This window comes from Salicibibacter cibarius (genome assembly GCF_016495725.1).
Classification (GTDB): Bacteria; Bacillota; Bacilli; order Bacillales; family Marinococcaceae; genus Salicibibacter; species Salicibibacter cibarius.
Map to the genome: position 1 here is coordinate 2047696 of NZ_CP054705.1, position 16130 is coordinate 2063825.

Consider the following 16130-nt stretch of genomic DNA (forward strand, 5'->3'; position numbering starts at 1 on the left):
ACACTAACCTTACTCACTGGATTCCCAGCTTGAAGAGGGTTCGGTTATTTTATTAGGCTAACCCCGTGGTTCCCACGGTTGTTTGCTTCAAACCTTCGATCAAAATATTTTGTGCCGCATTGAGGTCACGGTCGTGGAAGGCCACACATATCGGACACGTCCACTGGCGAATGTGCAGGAGTTTCTTCCCATCACGATGACCGCAATTGGAACAGATTTGAGATGAATGAAAAAATCGATCAACTTCTATTACTGTTTTTCCGTACCAATCTGCTTTATACTTGAGTTGCCGCACAAGTGCTGACCAAGATACGTCACTTACAGCCTTGGACAGTTTTCTGTTTCTCAGCATTCCTTTTGTATTCAAATCCTCAATACAAATGACATCGTGGTTTTTGATGATATCTGTCGAGAATTTGTGTAAAAAGCCTAGACGCTGATTGGTCACTTGCTCATGCAAATGAGCAACTTTGATCTTTTGTTTTTGATAGTTCTTAGCTTGGTCGAGAGGAACACCTCTTTTCTTAGCTTCTAATCCCAGGCGAGACAGCTTTCGCTGCTCTCGGGTGAGTTTCTTTTCCATTGTTTGGGTAAATCGGTTGTTATCTACTTTACGCCCTGTTGACAGGATGGCGAAATCGGTAATCCCAAGGTCAATGCCAACAGCAGAATTTGTTTTCTCTTTTGCTTCAATATGCTGCTCTGCCTTTAGGGATACGAAGTGCTTGCCTGAAGGTTTGCGAGTAATTGTAGCCGAGATAATGCGACCTTCAACCTTCAATCATATTGACAGGAACTTGGTACTTGCCTTGAATTGCACTCGTATATTTTTGTAAAGATGTGGCATCCACTTCCTATAACCGAGGAAATTCTTCCTTTAGTGCAGGAAGTAAATTTGCACAAAAATTATAACTCAGACCTTTCCCCGAGACCTTGTACTCAGATTCCCACAAGGCACGAAAATGGTTAAATACATAACGGCTGCACCCAATGGTTTTGTTCATGAATGTTTCTTGGTCTTCCGTTGGGTAAAGGCGATATTGATAACCTTTGTACTTTACATTTATGCCTGCGTTTGTCATTGGGATTATGCACCTCCTTGATGATTATATTCTTAATACTATTATACCACTTCAAAGGTGTTCGGGAACCTAAATTTAAAAACCGATCAGTAGTCATCACATGACTGAGGCCATAAGTGTTCTGCTGATCTTATTATAAATAAAACGAAACAAGCTTACCATTGAATTTCATGGCAATTTGGCGAAAACGGAGGGATTTTGAAATGGACAGACATCCGAAACGATTAGCCATTTTAACCGGTGCAGGAATGTCTACGGAAAGCGGCGTGCCTGATTTCCGCTCGCAAACAGGCTTGTGGGCCAAGCATGATCCGATGCAAACAGCGACTGTTCAAGCCCTTGAAGATCGTTACGATCATTTTCATGCTTTTTACGGCAACCGCCTGGAAAGCCTGCAGTTCATCGAACCGCACAGCGGGCATGCCATCATTACGGAATGGCAAAAGAAAGGAATCGTCTCTGTTATTGCTACCCAAAATGTCGATCGCTTACATCAAAAGAGCGGTAGCGAAAACGTTGCCGAGCTGCACGGAAATCTGAGAGAATTTAGTTGCCACGATTGCGGGAAGGCTGCAAAACAGGAAGATTTTATCGCGAAAAAACATTGCCATCGTTGTGGGGGGAAACTCCGTCCGAACATTGTATTATTCGGAGAGCAGTTGCCGATGCAAGCTTGGGAATATGCGGCCCGGTACATAAGGGAATCCGATGTACTGCTCGTTGTCGGGACAAGCCTGCAAGTAGCTCCCGTCAATCAATTGCCGGAGCTGGCACCGGGCGAAAGCATTTACATCAACGAAGAAATCGACACGCCCGTCCCGTTTACACGAACGATCCAGGCAAAAGCAGGGGAAGGGTTGCAAAGTTTATCCAAAGAGTGGCAAATGTAGCGGAGATCAGATTACAGAAGCCAGAGGTCGGAATCCAGACAACAGAAATCAGAAGCTAGTTGTCAGATAAGGTATGTCGAGGAAGTGAAGGGCTTCTTCCGGTGCACGTGATCTGATATCCGGAGAGATTTCCGGATTTTGAGGTCTCCGAGATACATATGTAAATGAATGGTGCTTTAACCGAAAAGGGCAAGTGACTTACGCTTTTAAAGAACGAGAATAAGACCTGTTGAATAACGTATAGAAAAGGCCGGGAAAGGCTGGGTCCAAAAGGAGGGGCGGTTATGCGCCTGGAACGGATCGCCGCTAATAAAATAAAAGTGTTTCTAACCTTTGATGATTTAAAAGAACGCGGGTTAACGAAAGATGATTTATGGATGGATCGTCCTCGCGTCCATCAACTATTTCGTGATCTCGTGATGGAGGCTGACGCTTCACTCGGTTTTAAGGCCGACGGAACGCTGTCCGTTGAAGTGTTTGCTTTGCCGGCGCAAGGCATGGTCATTCATATTTCCAAAACGGAAAACGAACATGAAGATGATGACATGATTGAAATGGACATCACCGTAGATGAACGGCAAGATTTATTTTATAAATTCCATGATTTCGAAGCGGTATTGCAACTCGTTGCTTTATTAACCCGAATCGGCGTTAAAAGCGGTTCGCTCATGTCTATGGAAGGGCACTATTATCTTTGCTTTCCGGTGAGCACACGCTATTTTTTAGGGTATGATCGTTTCGTCGCCCTCATTTCCGAGTTTGGAGAAGCTTGTCCCCATTCGCCCGTTGTCGTGACAGAACACGGATCATTGCTTATTGAAAAAGAGGCGGTAGCTGTATTGGCACGCGCCTTTGGTTTCGGAGCCGAATCTGTGGAAAACGAAGCCGATTTTTAATATAGTTGAGAGGGAACATTACAAATTGGAAATGGGGCCAATCGCCCCCAATCCCATGAACCGCGCGGAGGTGACCCTGATGGGTGGAGAATCGGAGCTTGATTCCGACAAAGAAAAAAGCCACCGTTTAACAATCATACAAGCGCTTATGGCCTCATCTCTAAAAAAGTGGGGGTATGGACCTCAAGTTCATGCGTTGCTTAAAGAACCGCTCCGGACGCTCGCCGTTCGGATTCCCATAAAACTGGATAGCGGTGAGACCAAGATCTTCACCGGTTTCCGTGTCCAACATAATGATGCGATTGGGCCGGGGATCGGAGGGGTGCGGCTTCATCCCGAAGTGACGGAAAAAGATGTTCAGGCACAGGCGATTTGGACGTCGCTGCAAGCGGGAGTCATCGATATTCCATATGGAGGCGCGAGTGGCGCAATCGTTTGCAATCCAATGGAATTATCCTTTCGTGAACTTGAAGCATTGAGCCGCGGGTACATTCGGGCCATTGTCTCTTTTATCGACCCGACAAAAGATGTCATTGCTCCCGATGGCGTAACCAATACACAAATCATGGCGTGGATACTCGATGAATGCAGCCGGTTAAAAACGGATCACTCCCCCGGGTTTATTAGCGGAAATCCGTTGATTTTGGACGGGTCACTCGGGCGGGAAGCGGCTGTTGGGAAGGGCATCTCGATCATAGCCAAGTCAGCGGCCAAGCGAAAGAAGCTTCCGTTGGAAAAGACCTGCGCCATTATTCAAGGGTTCGGAAATGTCGGGACTTATGTTGCTAATACATTGAACGATGCCGGAGTAACGATCGTCGGCATCTCCGACGGCCACGGCGCGCTTTACGATCCTGAGGGGCTTGATGTGGGTGACTTAATGGATCGCCGCGATAGCTTTGGCATGGTAACGAACGTTTTTAAAAAATCGATTTCCAAACATGAGCTGCTCGCTAAGGATTGCGATCTGATCGTTGATTCTTCCGGAGATCAAAAGAAGCTAACGACCCAAGACGTTGAAGCAATAAAAGCAAGTATTTTTATCGAAGCCGGTAAGGGAAAGATAACGGGAGAAGCAAGTGAGCGTTTGCATCAACGTGGGACATGCGTGATCCCTGTCCTCTTGACGGGTGCCGCCAACACTGCCGTCTCTTATTTGGAAGGCGTCCAAAAAAACATTTGGACAGAAGAAGTGCATAACAAATTGGAAGAGATGTTGGAACGGGCATTGACATTCATTGTTGATGCATCTTACAACCATGATGTGAATATGCATGAAGCTGCCCAAATGATCGGCATTCAAAAATTGGCGGTCGCAAGCTGTTTGCGCGGATGGGTATAAAGTGAAACTTCCATTAGGGGGCGGTTTTTCCCTCTGATAAGGAGGTCGGCTAAAACCGTCATGTCCTGTGACAACGCCGACACTAGCACATTCTGTGCGTCGCAATCGGGTGTGCCAGGGGTCGGTACCCGGATAACAGAAATCAGAAGCCAGAGGTCGGATGCATGATATCGAAAAAGTATATAGAGTTTCTATGAAATTGACTTTCATCCGATTTCCGGCTTCCGATGTCTGGATGTATAGGTCCACCCGGTTTTGGAAAGCGTTAAAGTTGGAGGAATAGCAGTTGATACAAGAGAAAATTCTAATCATTGGCGCCGGTCCATGTGGACTGGCGGCCGCGATCGCTTGCAAGGAAAAAGGATATGATCCCCTTATCATTGAAAAAGGAAATATCGTTTCCGCCATTTATCACTATCCGACGCATCAAACCTTTTTCAGCACTGCCAATAAACTGGAAATCGGGGATGTTCCTTTTATTACGGTAGACCGTAAACCTAGGCGGAGCGAGGCACTCGCTTACTACCGAGAAGTCGTCGAACGAAAACAATTGCGTATCCACACGTATGAAACCGTAGAAAATGTTCGCAAAACGGAGGACGGGACGTTTGTGGCGGAAACAACAGCTAAAGGGGAAAATAAAGCCTATCAAGCCGACTATGTTATTATGGCGACAGGCTATTATGATCATCCGAATGAACTTGGCTGTGAAGGGGAGAACCTCCCCCATGTGTATCATTATTTTAAAGAATCCCACCCTTTCCATGGACAAAATGTTGTCGTGATCGGAGGGAAAAATTCAGCGGTTGATGCTACATTGGAGCTGGAAAAAGCAGGTGCAAACGTCACCGTTCTATATCGGGGAGAGACATATTCATCAAGCATTAAGCCGTGGATTTTGCCTGAATTCGAAGGGCTTGTCCGAAAAGAAAGCATACGGATGGTATTCGGTGCAACGATTACCCGGATAACCGAGACGAGCGTTTATTTTGAAAAAGATGGCTGGGAAAATGAACTGGATGCCGATTTCGTGTTCGCGATGATCGGTTATCACCCTGATCATCCGTTTTTAACAGCTGCCGGTGTGGGAATTGACAGAGATACGGGAAGACCCGTTTATGAACCGGAAAGCTTCGAAACAGATGTCCCTGGTCTTTTTGTCGCCGGTGTGTTGGCAGCCGGCAATAATGCGAATGAGATTTTTATTGAAACGGGAAGATTTCACGGTTATCGGATTGCGGCGGCAATTGCAAACGCCGAAAATGTAAAGCGGACGTAAGGGGATTCAAGCGATGAAAAAGATTGCATTGATCACGACCGGGGGGACGATCGCGAGCAAAAAAACAGACGGAGGACGCTTGCGTGCCGGAGAAAAAAGCGGTGAAGAGCTCGTCGATATGTGTGACGTCCCTTTTGAGTTGGAGATTGTTTCGTTGTTTAACAAACCGTCCATCCATCTCGGGTATGAAGATTTATGGCAATTAAAGGCATATATTGAAGATTTGTTGCGACAAGAAGGAATCGATGGTGCGGTCGTTACTTCCGGGACGGATACGTTGGAAGAAGTCGCCTATTTTCTCGATTTGACGGTGGAGAACGAAAAACCTCTTGTCGTTACAGGTTCCATGCGAGGACCGGACCAAGTGGGCAGCGATGCGTTTGTTAATTTGCGAAATGCCATGATAGCCGCTGCCGACGAACATACTGCCCAGCTCGGTTCGGTTGTCGTTTTTAATGATCATATTTTTTCTGCGAAATATGTACAAAAAACGCATGCTTCTAATGTACAAGGGTTTCATGCACCTGGATACGGATACTTTGGCTTGATTGACAATGACCGCGTCAATCTTTATCAAAGGCCGCTTTATCGCGATATTTATATACCGAAAACAAAGATAGGATACTCCGGGTCTCAGGTTGAAATTATTAAAGCCCATTTAGGTTCGTCGCCATCATTGCTACGGCTTTTGCTGGAAACGGGGGCGACGCATGGGATCGTCCTTGAAGGGTTAGGAAGAGGACAAGTTCCGCCGGCTTTTATGCCGGTGATCGCGAATGCCCGGGTCCCGATTGTGATTACGACGAGCGCAAATGAAGGCGAGGTCTATCCAGCATATGAATATGAAGGAAGCACGTACGATCTGATGAATCATGGGGTTATTTTAGGGAAGGATTATAGTAGCCGAAAAGCAAAGATAAAGCTGCATGTGCTTTTGGAAACCGGTGTTACGGACCTCCAGGAAGCGTTCAACAAGTGAAACTCCATCCCGGTGTGAAGGAGGGAAGCGGCAGTGACGACGGATACAAGGTACCGCATCGTAATCCGTTGCCAGGATTGCGGCGAGAAATACATCTTGCGAGGCCGCCAAAAAGGGAACGGGCAATATGAGACAGGGTTTAAGCGGTGCGTATGCGGCAATGAAGATGATTTTGTCGTAGAAGCATCTCCGGAGTAACCCTCCCCTACTAAAGCTACATCCGCGCCTCTTGAACAAAAAAGTTAGCGCCGCATTCCCCTTCAAAATCTACGATTTAGCGGGGGTTAGGCGCTAAGGTCTTGTTCTTAAAATTATTTCGAAAGAGGGGAAGTAACTATCTGATGACCAAGTGTAGAATTAGACTTTACATAAAAGATAACGTAGAATAAAAAGCAAACAAATGTTTCTGATGTATATGACCTTGGAAAACTATCGGAAGGAGGGTTTGGTGATGAATAGAGTTAGAACTTTGTCACACAAGATTACAAACCATTCACGCATCTTCGATGCAACACTAGATATCTACAACGACGCACTGGCTTTTATAATCGAAGTCATAGAAAAAGGATTCGATACTCTTGGTGAGATGACGACGAAGTCTATCACTGTTGCGGTGGAAAAACTCATTCATACGACTAAATCAAACCCTTCTCCGAAGTGCCGGGCGTTTAATGTTCGGTTTTATAAGTTTCCTTCGTATTTCCGAAGAGAAGGCAATCGCTCTTTCTGAAGGGAGAAATTTTAAAAAGAGTCCTCCGAGGTTGCAATTAAAACAGAAGGCGTTTCCGGTGTTTTATCGAGGAAATATGTTTGAGAGAACATCAGAGACACGGCCCAAATCAAAATATTTCATAACAATGATTGGGTATGGATTGATATCGCATTTAAGGAACAAGACCTATATAAACGTGGGGTTTGGGATTTGGAGAGAAAACAATCCTACACTTGTTAAGGTCGGGAAGAAGTATTTCCTTAACTTCAGCTATCAATCAAAAGTGGCATTAAATAAAACCAAAATTATTGACCAAAAAGTATGCGCAGTAGACTTAGGGATTAACAACTCTGCAGTTTGTTCCGTCATGGATGTAAACGGCACTGTCTTGGCTCGGGAGTTTATTAACCAGCTAAAAGAAAAAAGACCGGTTATATACGTTGACGAACAAACTACGTAAAGCACAACGGACGTCTGGTTGGATTGTAGCGCCGAATTTTTGGAGAAAAATCAATGGGGTTCAAAAACACATCGTGAATGATACGTCGCAGAAAATAGTGACATTTGCAAGTGAAAACAATTGCGATGTCATTGTATTCGAATTCCTGGACAAAATGAAGACGGTGAAAGGGTATTGGGGCGCGAAAAAACTTCGTTTTAAGCTCCGTTACTGGCGAAAGAAAGGGATTCTCAAAACAAGGTAACGGAGATGGCGCACTATCTTAGTATGCGCATATTAAGAGTGAATGCTCGTAATACGAGTAAATTGGCATTTGATGGTTCCGGAAAAGTGGAACGCAATGGCAAAAAAGACCTTGCCACGTTTACAACAGGCAAAGTCTATCATGCCGATTTATCGGGGTCATATAATATCGGCGCACGATATTTTGTTCGTGGCATTCAAAAAACCATTTCTGAAAAGCGATGGTTGTCCCTTCAGGCAAAAGTTCCTGGTTTGGCAAAAAGGACATATACAACCTTATCTTCATTAATTAGCCTTACGAAAGCATTAGAGTCGCCGAAGGTGGCTTAACCGCTTTTGTTTGTGCCGTATTTAAGATAAGGGATGCTCCATCAAAATCTTTGATTTAGTTGAAGAGGTTCACACATGACGGAAATTCCTGTACAATAATGAGACAGTAAAATAATAATAATGTTCTTATCAAGAGAGACGGAGGGAAAGGTCCAAAGATGTCTCAGCAACCAGCTCCCCGGAGTCAGGTGCTACTTCCTTCGGAACGGTGGTTCCGGGCGATAAGAAGATGCATTCATCGGTGGCAATGCTTTCTTCTTATTCGATACACAAGAAGAGGGCATTTTTTATTTTTTCTAAACTTACATGTGCAGTAGCTGGGAAAGGAGAAGGGATGATGGAGAGGACATATACGAAGGAGACAAAGCTTGTGCAATCAGGCAACCGCAGAGATGAACGTACCGGTGCCGTCAATGCGCCGATTTACATGAGCACGGCTTTTGAGCATACGGGTGTCGGTGAATCAACAGGCTATGATTATGCCCGTACCGGAAACCCTACGCGTGAGGTGCTTGAAGAGGCGATCGCCGAATTGGAAGGGGGAAGGCATGGCTTTGCCTGCAGTTCCGGTATGGCGGCGATTCAAGCTGTGCTCAGTTTGTTTTCTCAAGGAGACGAAATCATCGCTTCCATGGATTTGTATGGCGGCACATACCGATTGTTTCGCCAATACTGGCCGCAATGGGGGGTCGACGTTCATTATGTTGACCCGCGAGACTTGCAATCCGTTGAGCAAATGATTGAAAAGAATACGAAAGCGTTGTTTATTGAAACGCCGACAAATCCTCTAATGCAGGAAGCGGATTTAGATGCACTCAGTCAAATAGCCGAGGAACATAATTTGCTCATGATTGTTGACAACACGTTTTACACCCCGTTATTGCAAAGGCCTATTGAATTTGGCGCGGATATTGTGATTCATAGCGCCACTAAATATTTGGGCGGCCATAATGATATCGTGGCAGGGCTCGTCGTTACTGATGATGAAGCGTTAGGGGAGCGTCTTTTCAATATTCAAAATGGGATTGGGATGACACTCGGAGCTTTTGACTCCTGGCTGCTACTTCGCGGAATGAAAACGCTGGCGCTAAGAATGGAAAAACATCAACAAAATGCCCGCGCGGTTTGTGAAATGTTAAAAAAACATCCGCTTATCACGGAAGTCCTCTATACGGGCAAAGGAGGAATGCTTTCGTTTAAAGTTCAGGACGAGAAGCTCGTCGACCCATTGCTTCGCCATTTGCGGCTCGTCACATTTGCCGAAAGTCTGGGCGGCGTCGAAAGTTTAATGACGTATCCGAGTGTTCAAACCCACGCGGATATTCCCGAAAACGTTCGGATTAAAAACGGCGTGACGAATGAATTAATGCGTTTATCTTGCGGCATTGAAAATCACGAAGATATCATTGCCGATATTGAATGGGCCCTACAGGAAGCTGGACGCGCGATCCAAGTATAGCCATGGCGAAAAGAGAGAGAGGGATGAAGGTGAAGTTTCTGGAAAAATTGAAAGATGAGATTTTAATCGGAGATGGGGCGATCGGTACTTTGTTGTACAACCGGGGGTATAGCGGTTCGATCGAAGATGCCAATCGCCGCGCAGAAGATATGGTTGTATCCGCACATCAAGAATATATTGAAGCGGGCGCAAATGTTATTCAATCGAACACGTATGCAGCTAATCAGCTTAAATTGGATAATTATGGATTGGGACAGGAAGCAGCTCGAATTAATACCCTGGGAGTGCGCCTGGCAAAAGAGGCGGCGAACGGCAAGAAAGAAGTATATGTAGCAGGGACCATCGGCGGGATTCGTGATGGAAGAGCAAGTTCTTTCACCAATCAAGACATAAAGAAAGCGACCCAATCACAAGCTGAAGCGCTTATGGCCGAGGATCCAGATGTCATCCTTTTGGAGACGTACTATGATCTACACGAACTTATTCAAGCGGTGCGGATCATTAAACGGTTATCGCCGGACATGCCGGTGATCGGGAACGTTTCATTAGGAGATGTGGGTGTTTTGCACGGAGGGATTCCCATCAATGATGCTCTCTTGCGCTTGTTGAATGAAGGTGCGGACGTTGTTGGGATTAATTGCCGGATGGGTCCTGCCCAAACGATTGCATCATTGGAAGAAGTTTCCGTTCCGGAAGGGACGTATCTCTCCGCCTATCCGAATGCGAGCTTGCCAGGCATTCAAGATGGCCGTCTCGTTTACCAGTCAAACCCGGATTATTTTAAAAACCAAGCAGAGGAGTTTCGGAATCAAGGGGTGCGCTTACTGGGCGGTTGCTGTGGCACAACGCCGGAACATATCCGTTCCTTTAAGGATAAATTGCAACACCAAGCTCCTATTGTAAAGGCGCGTGCGAAAGGGTCAACGGTGCGCGAACAAGCTTCGGCGGAAGTCGGAAATACCATTCAACTGGATAAAGAGGATCCTTCCATTATCGTGGAACTTGATCCGCCCAAGTCACTGACGAAAATCGATACATTTATACAAGGGGCGAAGGCGCTCCACGAAGCAGGGGCCGATGCGGTTACGCTCGCGGATAATTCCTTGGCCACTTCACGTATCGATAACCTTGCCGCGTCCACGTTAATCAAGCAACAGGCAGGCGCTCATCCTTTGCTACATATTGCCTGCCGGGATCGGAATTTAATCGGCATGCAATCGCACTTGCTTGGATTACATGCTTTGGGAATCAGAGATGTGCTCGCGGTAACCGGCGACCCGACGAAGGTGGGGGATTTTCCGGGAGCCACGTCAGTATATGACCTTACCTCTTTTGACCTCATCCGGTTAATTAAGTCCATGAATGAAGGTTTCAGCCAATCCGGGCGCCCGTTAGGGTTACAAACGCAGTTTACCGTCGGTGCCGCTTTCAACCCAAATGTAAGTTCCATGGAAAAAGCCGTGAAACGGTTGGAGAAAAAAATCGTGGCCGGTGCTGATTTCGTAATGACCCAGCCGATCTACGATGTAGAAACTTTGCAACGTCTGAAAGAAGCGACTGCCCATTTGGATATTCCTATTTACATTGGCATTATGCCTTTAATCAACGAGCGAAATGCTGAATTCTTGCACAATGAAGTCCCGGGCATTCAACTTACGGAGCAGGTGCGGGAGCGAATGGCTGCTTGCAGGGGAGACGTCCAAAGAGGAGAAGAAGAAGGGTTGGCAATCGCAAAAGAATTGCAAGTCGCCAGTCTTGACTTGTTTGGCCGTCTATACTTAATTACCCCGTTTCTGCGCTATCACATCACGGCTCGGCTCACCAGTGATGTCAGGTCCGGATCTGCGCAAAAGATACGTTTTTGACTCAAATATGATAGATGGAAATGGGAAAAGTGTTAGCTGCGTGCAGGAAGTGAGGACAAAACGATAGGTAAAGCGAGTAACAATGTCCTCACCATCCCTCAAACCGAAGGCTTCCCACTCATAGAGGGTCGGGAATCCTATTGCCGTCCCTCAGAGTTTGGGATTACGCGCCACTCCACGCAAAAGCTACCAATCCGCTTTTTCTTATGTTCCACTTTAAGAATGTTTAACTTTGTTAAAGGGGTAAAGTATAAGTAAAAGTAAGGCTTCCGCTATAAGGACTTGGCGGAAGCCAAGTTTTTCTAATGTTTTAAACGGATAAGCCGTTTTTAGACGATATGAAGGCGTCTTCCATTCTAATTTCAGCGAACGTAGTTACGTTCTGATTTCGATAATCACATCAAATCGTAAATAGGTGTTTTCGGAAAGAATTCCCAAACAGCGCCACCAGTGCCAGCGCTCTTACCAACGTCATATCCGCAATTGTTCCCGCCCCCATGATTGCCCTTTTCCTAAAACCTAACAACGTTCTGATTCACTTGTCTGCCTTAATGGCAGACTTTTTCTTTTGCACGTATAAATTCCGGTTTTTCTCGAAAAATAAAGGCAATGAAAGTAAGTTTAAGTGAAAAGAAGGAGGTAAGGCAAATGGAAGGGAGCGTCCGCTACTTCCTTGCAACGCTAATCGTAGTGGGTGGCGTTCTGGGATTTGCCACTGACAGGGGTGAAGCCTTTAGTGATCAAATCATCCAGCAAGGTGCTACCGGAGATGATGTTGTAGAGCTGCAAGCCAGACTTCAATACATTGGTTATTTTGATCAAACCATTGATGGTGTGTTTGGCTGGAGCACGTATTGGGGAGTTCGTGAATACCAAGAAGCATTTGGGATGGAGGTGGACGGGCTCGTCGGGGAGCAATTGAAAAACCGTTTGGAAGAGACAACGGAATATGACGAGCAGCACGTACAAGAAGCATTGGAAAATGCTCGGGAATTTACCCATTATGGAAGTACGCCGAACGAGATACAAAAAGGGCCGAAAGGCAGCGGTGAAGCAGAAGAGGAACAGGCTCCCGAGGCTGAAGAAGAGCCGAGCGGTGAAGAACCACCCGCTCCGGAAGAAACGGCAGATGAAGAAGAACCTGCCCCTGAACCGGAAGCGGAAGAAGGTGCACAACCGGATACAGGCGGAGAACAGCCTGACGAGGGCCAAGACGATCAAGCGAACGTTCAAAAAGCAATGAATGCTCCGGAAGGTTACTCGGATAATGACATACAGATTATGGCTAATGCCGTTTACGGGGAGGCAAGGGGAGAACCATACGAAGGAATGGTAGCCGTTGCGGCCGTTATTATTAATCGTACCGATGATCCTGAATTTCCGGACACGGCAAATGAGGTCATATTTGAACCGAGAGCTTTTACGGCGGTTGCGGATGGACAAATTTATCTGGAGCCGGATGAAGAAGCACGCGAGGCCGTTTTGGATGCGATTAATGGCCAGGATCCATCGAACGGAGCCGCCTATTATTACAACCCGGAAACGGCCACTTCGGAATGGATCTTTAGCCGTGATGTGCATACAGAGATTGGAAAACACGTGTTTGCAGATTAACAGGAGGTGATTGGATGTTTCGAGCAATTCTCATTGCTGTCTTATCGGTTGCCCTGATTGGGACCGGCGTGTTCGCGTATAACGAACACCAGGAAAAAGAAGCGCTGGCGATTAGCCATGAAAACAATTATCAAAAAGCATTTCACCAACTCGCCTTTCATCTGGATCATATGCAAGACGAGTTGGGAGCGTCTTTGGCAACAAACGGCGTTGCTAATATGAACGGATCGATGGCAGAGGTATGGCGAATTTCATCATTGGCACATAGCGATATGGGTGACCTGCCGATGGGGCTCGTTCCGATTGACAAGACAGAAGAATATTTGTCAAATGTTGCCGACTTTACCCATGACGTCGCGATACGGGATCGGGCCGAAGAACCATTAACCGATGACGAATATGAACAACTGGAAACGTTTTATGAACAAGCGGGTGAACTATCCGGGGATCTTCGCACTGTGCAAGCCAATGTACTCGCCGATGATATTCGTTGGAGAGATATTGAAACGGAATTGGTGGCCAACACAGACCCCGGGGAAGGGACAGCCATCGATGGCATCCAACAAATCGATGAAAAAGCGAAAGGTTTTGGCGAGAATAATTGGAACGATGATACCGGTTTTCCTGTCGATGCCGAGGAACGACTTGCGAATGTGGTGGAGGATAAAGAAAAATTTGATGAAGAAGAGGCCGTTGAAAGGGCACGTGAATTCCTGAATGTTCCTGATGATACGAATGCGGATATCAGTCGTTTGGGCGAAGGGATCCCGTATGAAGGATACAAAATTTATATTGAAGACCCTGACGGGGAAAGCAATTACGCGATGGACATGACGCTAAGGGGCGGGTTACCGACGTGGGTGATGCAAGACCGCCCGATTACGGAAACGAATATCAGCTTAAATGAAGCATCCGAAATTGCCGCTGATTTTCTCGATGAACGTGGGTTCGACGATGTAGAGCTGGTAGACGGAAAGCAATATGATTCGATTGGAACATTCCAATTTGTTCCAACTGCAAATGATGCACGCTTGTATCCGGACGCGATCATCATGAAAGTGGCGCTTGACGACGGAGATGTCGTTGGTTATAAAGGAGCCGATTATTTGGCGAATCATCGCGAACGCCACGATTTGGATCCGGAGCTTTCATTGGAAGAAGCATTAGACGAAGTACACGAGAATCTGGAAGTTAGAGAAGAGCATTTGGCAGTGATTGAAAACCAATCCGGCGAAGAAGTGTTAACGTATGAATTGTACGGAACGATGAACGATGACACGTATCAATTGTTTATCAATGCGAATGACGGGACGGAAGAAGATGTCAAGCGCATGCAAGGGGCAGAACCTGTCTACGATGCAATGTAAAAAGAACCGGCGAATGGTTACGGCTATTCGTCGGTTTATCATAACGATAAAATTTAATATTCTTTTTTTTCGGCTAATAATACTCAATCGTTTGTCTTGTATACGCTTGTATGATAAGCTTAAAGCAGTGTTCGGGTCGCCCCGACATAACGATATCAGCTTCTACATACGGGGGGCAATATGCACAAGATAAACATCGCCATTGATGGACCGGCTGGTTCGGGAAAGAGCACAGTCGCGAAGGAAGTAGCTGCAAAACTATCGTACCTATACATCGATACAGGGGCGATGTATCGCTCTCTCACTTTCCGTGCATTACAAGCGCAAGTATCCGAACAAGATGAACAATCGCTTATCGAACTATTAAAAGAGATGGAGATCACCCTCGAACAACAAAGTGATGGCGAAGTGCAGGTGCTTGTGAACGGAGAGCGGCTCGGAGAGGAAATTCGCTCACAAATTGTTACTGCGAAAGTCTCTGAAGTTTCTGCCCATCGAAAAATTCGGGAAGAAATGGTGGCCAGGCAGCAACAGTTAGCGAAACAGAAAGGGGTCGTCCTCGATGGGAGGGATATCGGTACTTACGTACTTCCCGGTGCCGAATTGAAAATATACATGGATGCATCAGTGGAAGAAAGAGCGAAACGACGGCATTTGGAGAATATGGAGAAACAGCGTCCTTCTGATATAACCACAACGAAAGAAGCGCTTAAACGGCGTGACCGGCTTGACCGGGAGCGGCCGATCGCTCCTTTGCAACAAGCAGGGGATGCGGTGCTCGTCGATACGACAAATCAAACGATTGAAGAAGTGGTTGCGCGCATTTGCCGTATCGCCCGAGAGAAGGAGAATGAAAGTTGATGTTATACAGGATCGGTCGACTGATTTGCCGTGTCGTTTTATCGTTGGTTTTTTTCGCCAAAATCGAGGGAAAAGAAAATATACCGGCAGAAGGACCTGTCATTATTTGCAGCAATCATAAGAGCAACTTTGATCCCCCCTGCTCGGTTCTTATATCAAACGCCCGCTCCGATTTATGGCAAAAGAAGAAATGTTCGCCTCAAAATGGTCCGCGTCTTTTTTTACAAAGCTGGGAGCCTTTCCGGTGAAAAGAGGAGGCAGTGATCGCGGAGCCCTTCGACAAGGGATAAGTGTTCTCGGAAACGGGGAAATGATGCTCCTTTTTCCGGAGGGGAACCGCAGCAAGACGGGCGAAATGAAAGAAGAAGGGCTTGCCGGCGCCGGCTTTTTTGCATTGAAAAGTGAAGCGACGGTCATCCCCGCATATGTACGGGGGACATACAAGCCTTTTCGCAGAGTGGCACTTCGCTACGGGCCGCCGGTTCCACTCGATGATTTACGAAATGAAAAAGCATCATCCCGGGAAGTAACCGAACAAATAATGAGTCATATTCGGATGCTTAGGGATGAAGTGGAAGGTCCGCAAAAAGGTTAACATCATTCTTTCATTTTTACTGAAAGGGTTTTGTATTAGAAAACTTGGCTTATCGCCAAGCTTTTATGGCGAAAGCTTTGGTTTCACTTATGCAGGTAAGAAGTTGATTATAATTTCTTACCTGTGAAAAAGAGTTTTGTTCCCGACAAGGGTAAG

General features: G+C 46.2%; 14 protein-coding genes, 2 pseudogenes and 1 riboswitch. Of the genes and pseudogenes, 15 read left to right on the plus strand and 1 reads right to left on the minus strand.

Annotated features, from left to right (window positions below; translation table 11 throughout):
- Positions 1-52: 52 nt before the first annotated feature.
- Positions 53-1082: pseudogene (locus HUG15_RS10770) on the minus strand (RNA-guided endonuclease TnpB family protein).
- 203 nt (positions 1083-1285) lie between these two features.
- Here HUG15_RS10770 and HUG15_RS10775 point away from each other — a divergent pair.
- From HUG15_RS10775 to HUG15_RS10835, 15 genes and pseudogenes are all read left to right on the plus strand, one after another.
- Positions 1286-1972 carry an SIR2 family NAD-dependent protein deacylase gene (locus HUG15_RS10775; protein ID WP_200128615.1) on the plus strand — a complete coding sequence of 229 codons (687 nt, stop codon included), beginning with the start codon at positions 1286-1288 and terminating at the stop codon, positions 1970-1972.
- 284 nt (positions 1973-2256) lie between these two features.
- On the plus strand, positions 2257-2868 hold the full coding sequence (locus tag HUG15_RS10780; RefSeq protein ID WP_200128616.1) for an adaptor protein MecA: 612 nt from the start codon (positions 2257-2259) through the stop codon (positions 2866-2868).
- A 79-nt stretch (positions 2869-2947) separates the two neighbouring features.
- On the plus strand, positions 2948-4210 hold the full coding sequence (locus HUG15_RS10785; RefSeq protein WP_200128617.1) for a Glu/Leu/Phe/Val family dehydrogenase: 1263 nt from the start codon (positions 2948-2950) through the stop codon (positions 4208-4210).
- A gap of 286 nt (positions 4211-4496) precedes the next feature.
- On the plus strand, positions 4497-5489 hold the full coding sequence (locus HUG15_RS10790) for a YpdA family putative bacillithiol disulfide reductase (protein ID WP_200128618.1): 993 nt from the start codon (positions 4497-4499) through the stop codon (positions 5487-5489).
- 13 nt (positions 5490-5502) lie between these two features.
- Entirely contained in the window at positions 5503-6468 is a 966-nt protein-coding gene (locus HUG15_RS10795) for an asparaginase (protein ID WP_200128619.1), read from the plus strand.
- Between the two features lie 33 nt (positions 6469-6501).
- Positions 6502-6666, plus strand: a complete 165-nt coding sequence (locus tag HUG15_RS10800; RefSeq protein WP_200128620.1) for a hypothetical protein — start codon at positions 6502-6504, stop codon at positions 6664-6666.
- 253 nt (positions 6667-6919) lie between these two features.
- Complete coding sequence (locus HUG15_RS23035; protein ID WP_246516592.1) at positions 6920-7198, plus strand: hypothetical protein; 279 nt, start codon at positions 6920-6922, stop codon at positions 7196-7198.
- A 58-nt stretch (positions 7199-7256) separates the two neighbouring features.
- Positions 7257-7640: a hypothetical protein gene (locus tag HUG15_RS23040; protein ID WP_246516593.1), complete on the plus strand. Its 384-nt coding sequence runs from the start codon at positions 7257-7259 to the stop codon at positions 7638-7640.
- A 249-nt stretch (positions 7641-7889) separates the two neighbouring features.
- Positions 7890-8213, plus strand: a complete 324-nt coding sequence (locus tag HUG15_RS23045) for a hypothetical protein (protein ID WP_246516594.1) — start codon at positions 7890-7892, stop codon at positions 8211-8213.
- A 123-nt stretch (positions 8214-8336) separates the two neighbouring features.
- Positions 8337-8441, plus strand: a riboswitch (SAM riboswitch).
- A gap of 106 nt (positions 8442-8547) precedes the next feature.
- Positions 8548-9672, plus strand: coding sequence for a methionine biosynthesis PLP-dependent protein (locus HUG15_RS10810; protein ID WP_425504038.1), 1125 nt, complete (start codon positions 8548-8550; stop codon positions 9670-9672).
- Between the two features lie 29 nt (positions 9673-9701).
- A complete protein-coding gene (locus HUG15_RS10815; protein WP_200128938.1) occupies positions 9702-11537 on the plus strand; it encodes a bifunctional homocysteine S-methyltransferase/methylenetetrahydrofolate reductase in 1836 nt (611 codons plus the stop codon).
- Positions 11538-12185: 648 nt separating this feature from the next.
- Positions 12186-13151, plus strand: a complete 966-nt coding sequence (gene sleB / locus HUG15_RS10820; RefSeq protein WP_200128622.1) for a spore cortex-lytic enzyme — start codon at positions 12186-12188, stop codon at positions 13149-13151.
- Positions 13152-13165: 14 nt separating this feature from the next.
- The gene (gene ypeB / locus HUG15_RS10825; protein WP_200128623.1) at positions 13166-14518 is read left to right on the plus strand and encodes a germination protein YpeB; all 1353 of its coding nucleotides are present in this window, start codon (positions 13166-13168) and stop codon (positions 14516-14518) included.
- 180 nt (positions 14519-14698) lie between these two features.
- Complete coding sequence (cmk, locus tag HUG15_RS10830) at positions 14699-15379, plus strand: (d)CMP kinase (RefSeq protein ID WP_200128624.1); 681 nt, start codon at positions 14699-14701, stop codon at positions 15377-15379.
- A pseudogene (locus HUG15_RS10835) lies at positions 15379-15974 on the plus strand (lysophospholipid acyltransferase family protein). Before cmk ends, HUG15_RS10835 begins: the two are co-directional and overlap by 1 nt.
- The last annotated feature ends 156 nt before the right edge of the window (positions 15975-16130 follow it).

What these genes read in the sequence shown, in the direction of transcription:
- HUG15_RS10775 (WP_200128615.1), top strand. Translation starts at nt 1,286, where the DNA reads ATGGACAGACATCCGAAACGATTAGCCATTTTAACCGGTGCAGGAATG.
- HUG15_RS10780 (WP_200128616.1), top strand. Translation starts at nt 2,257, where the DNA reads ATGCGCCTGGAACGGATCGCCGCTAATAAAATAAAAGTGTTTCTAACC.
- HUG15_RS10785 (WP_200128617.1), top strand. Translation starts at nt 2,948, where the DNA reads ATGGGTGGAGAATCGGAGCTTGATTCCGACAAAGAAAAAAGCCACCGT.
- HUG15_RS10795 (WP_200128619.1), top strand. Translation starts at nt 5,503, where the DNA reads ATGAAAAAGATTGCATTGATCACGACCGGGGGGACGATCGCGAGCAAA.
- HUG15_RS23035 (WP_246516592.1), top strand. Translation starts at nt 6,920, where the DNA reads ATGAATAGAGTTAGAACTTTGTCACACAAGATTACAAACCATTCACGC.
- HUG15_RS23045 (WP_246516594.1), top strand. Translation starts at nt 7,890, where the DNA reads ATGGCGCACTATCTTAGTATGCGCATATTAAGAGTGAATGCTCGTAAT.
- HUG15_RS10810 (WP_425504038.1), top strand. Translation starts at nt 8,548, where the DNA reads ATGATGGAGAGGACATATACGAAGGAGACAAAGCTTGTGCAATCAGGC.
- sleB (WP_200128622.1), top strand. Translation starts at nt 12,186, where the DNA reads ATGGAAGGGAGCGTCCGCTACTTCCTTGCAACGCTAATCGTAGTGGGT.
- ypeB (WP_200128623.1), top strand. Translation starts at nt 13,166, where the DNA reads ATGTTTCGAGCAATTCTCATTGCTGTCTTATCGGTTGCCCTGATTGGG.
- cmk (WP_200128624.1), top strand. Translation starts at nt 14,699, where the DNA reads ATGCACAAGATAAACATCGCCATTGATGGACCGGCTGGTTCGGGAAAG.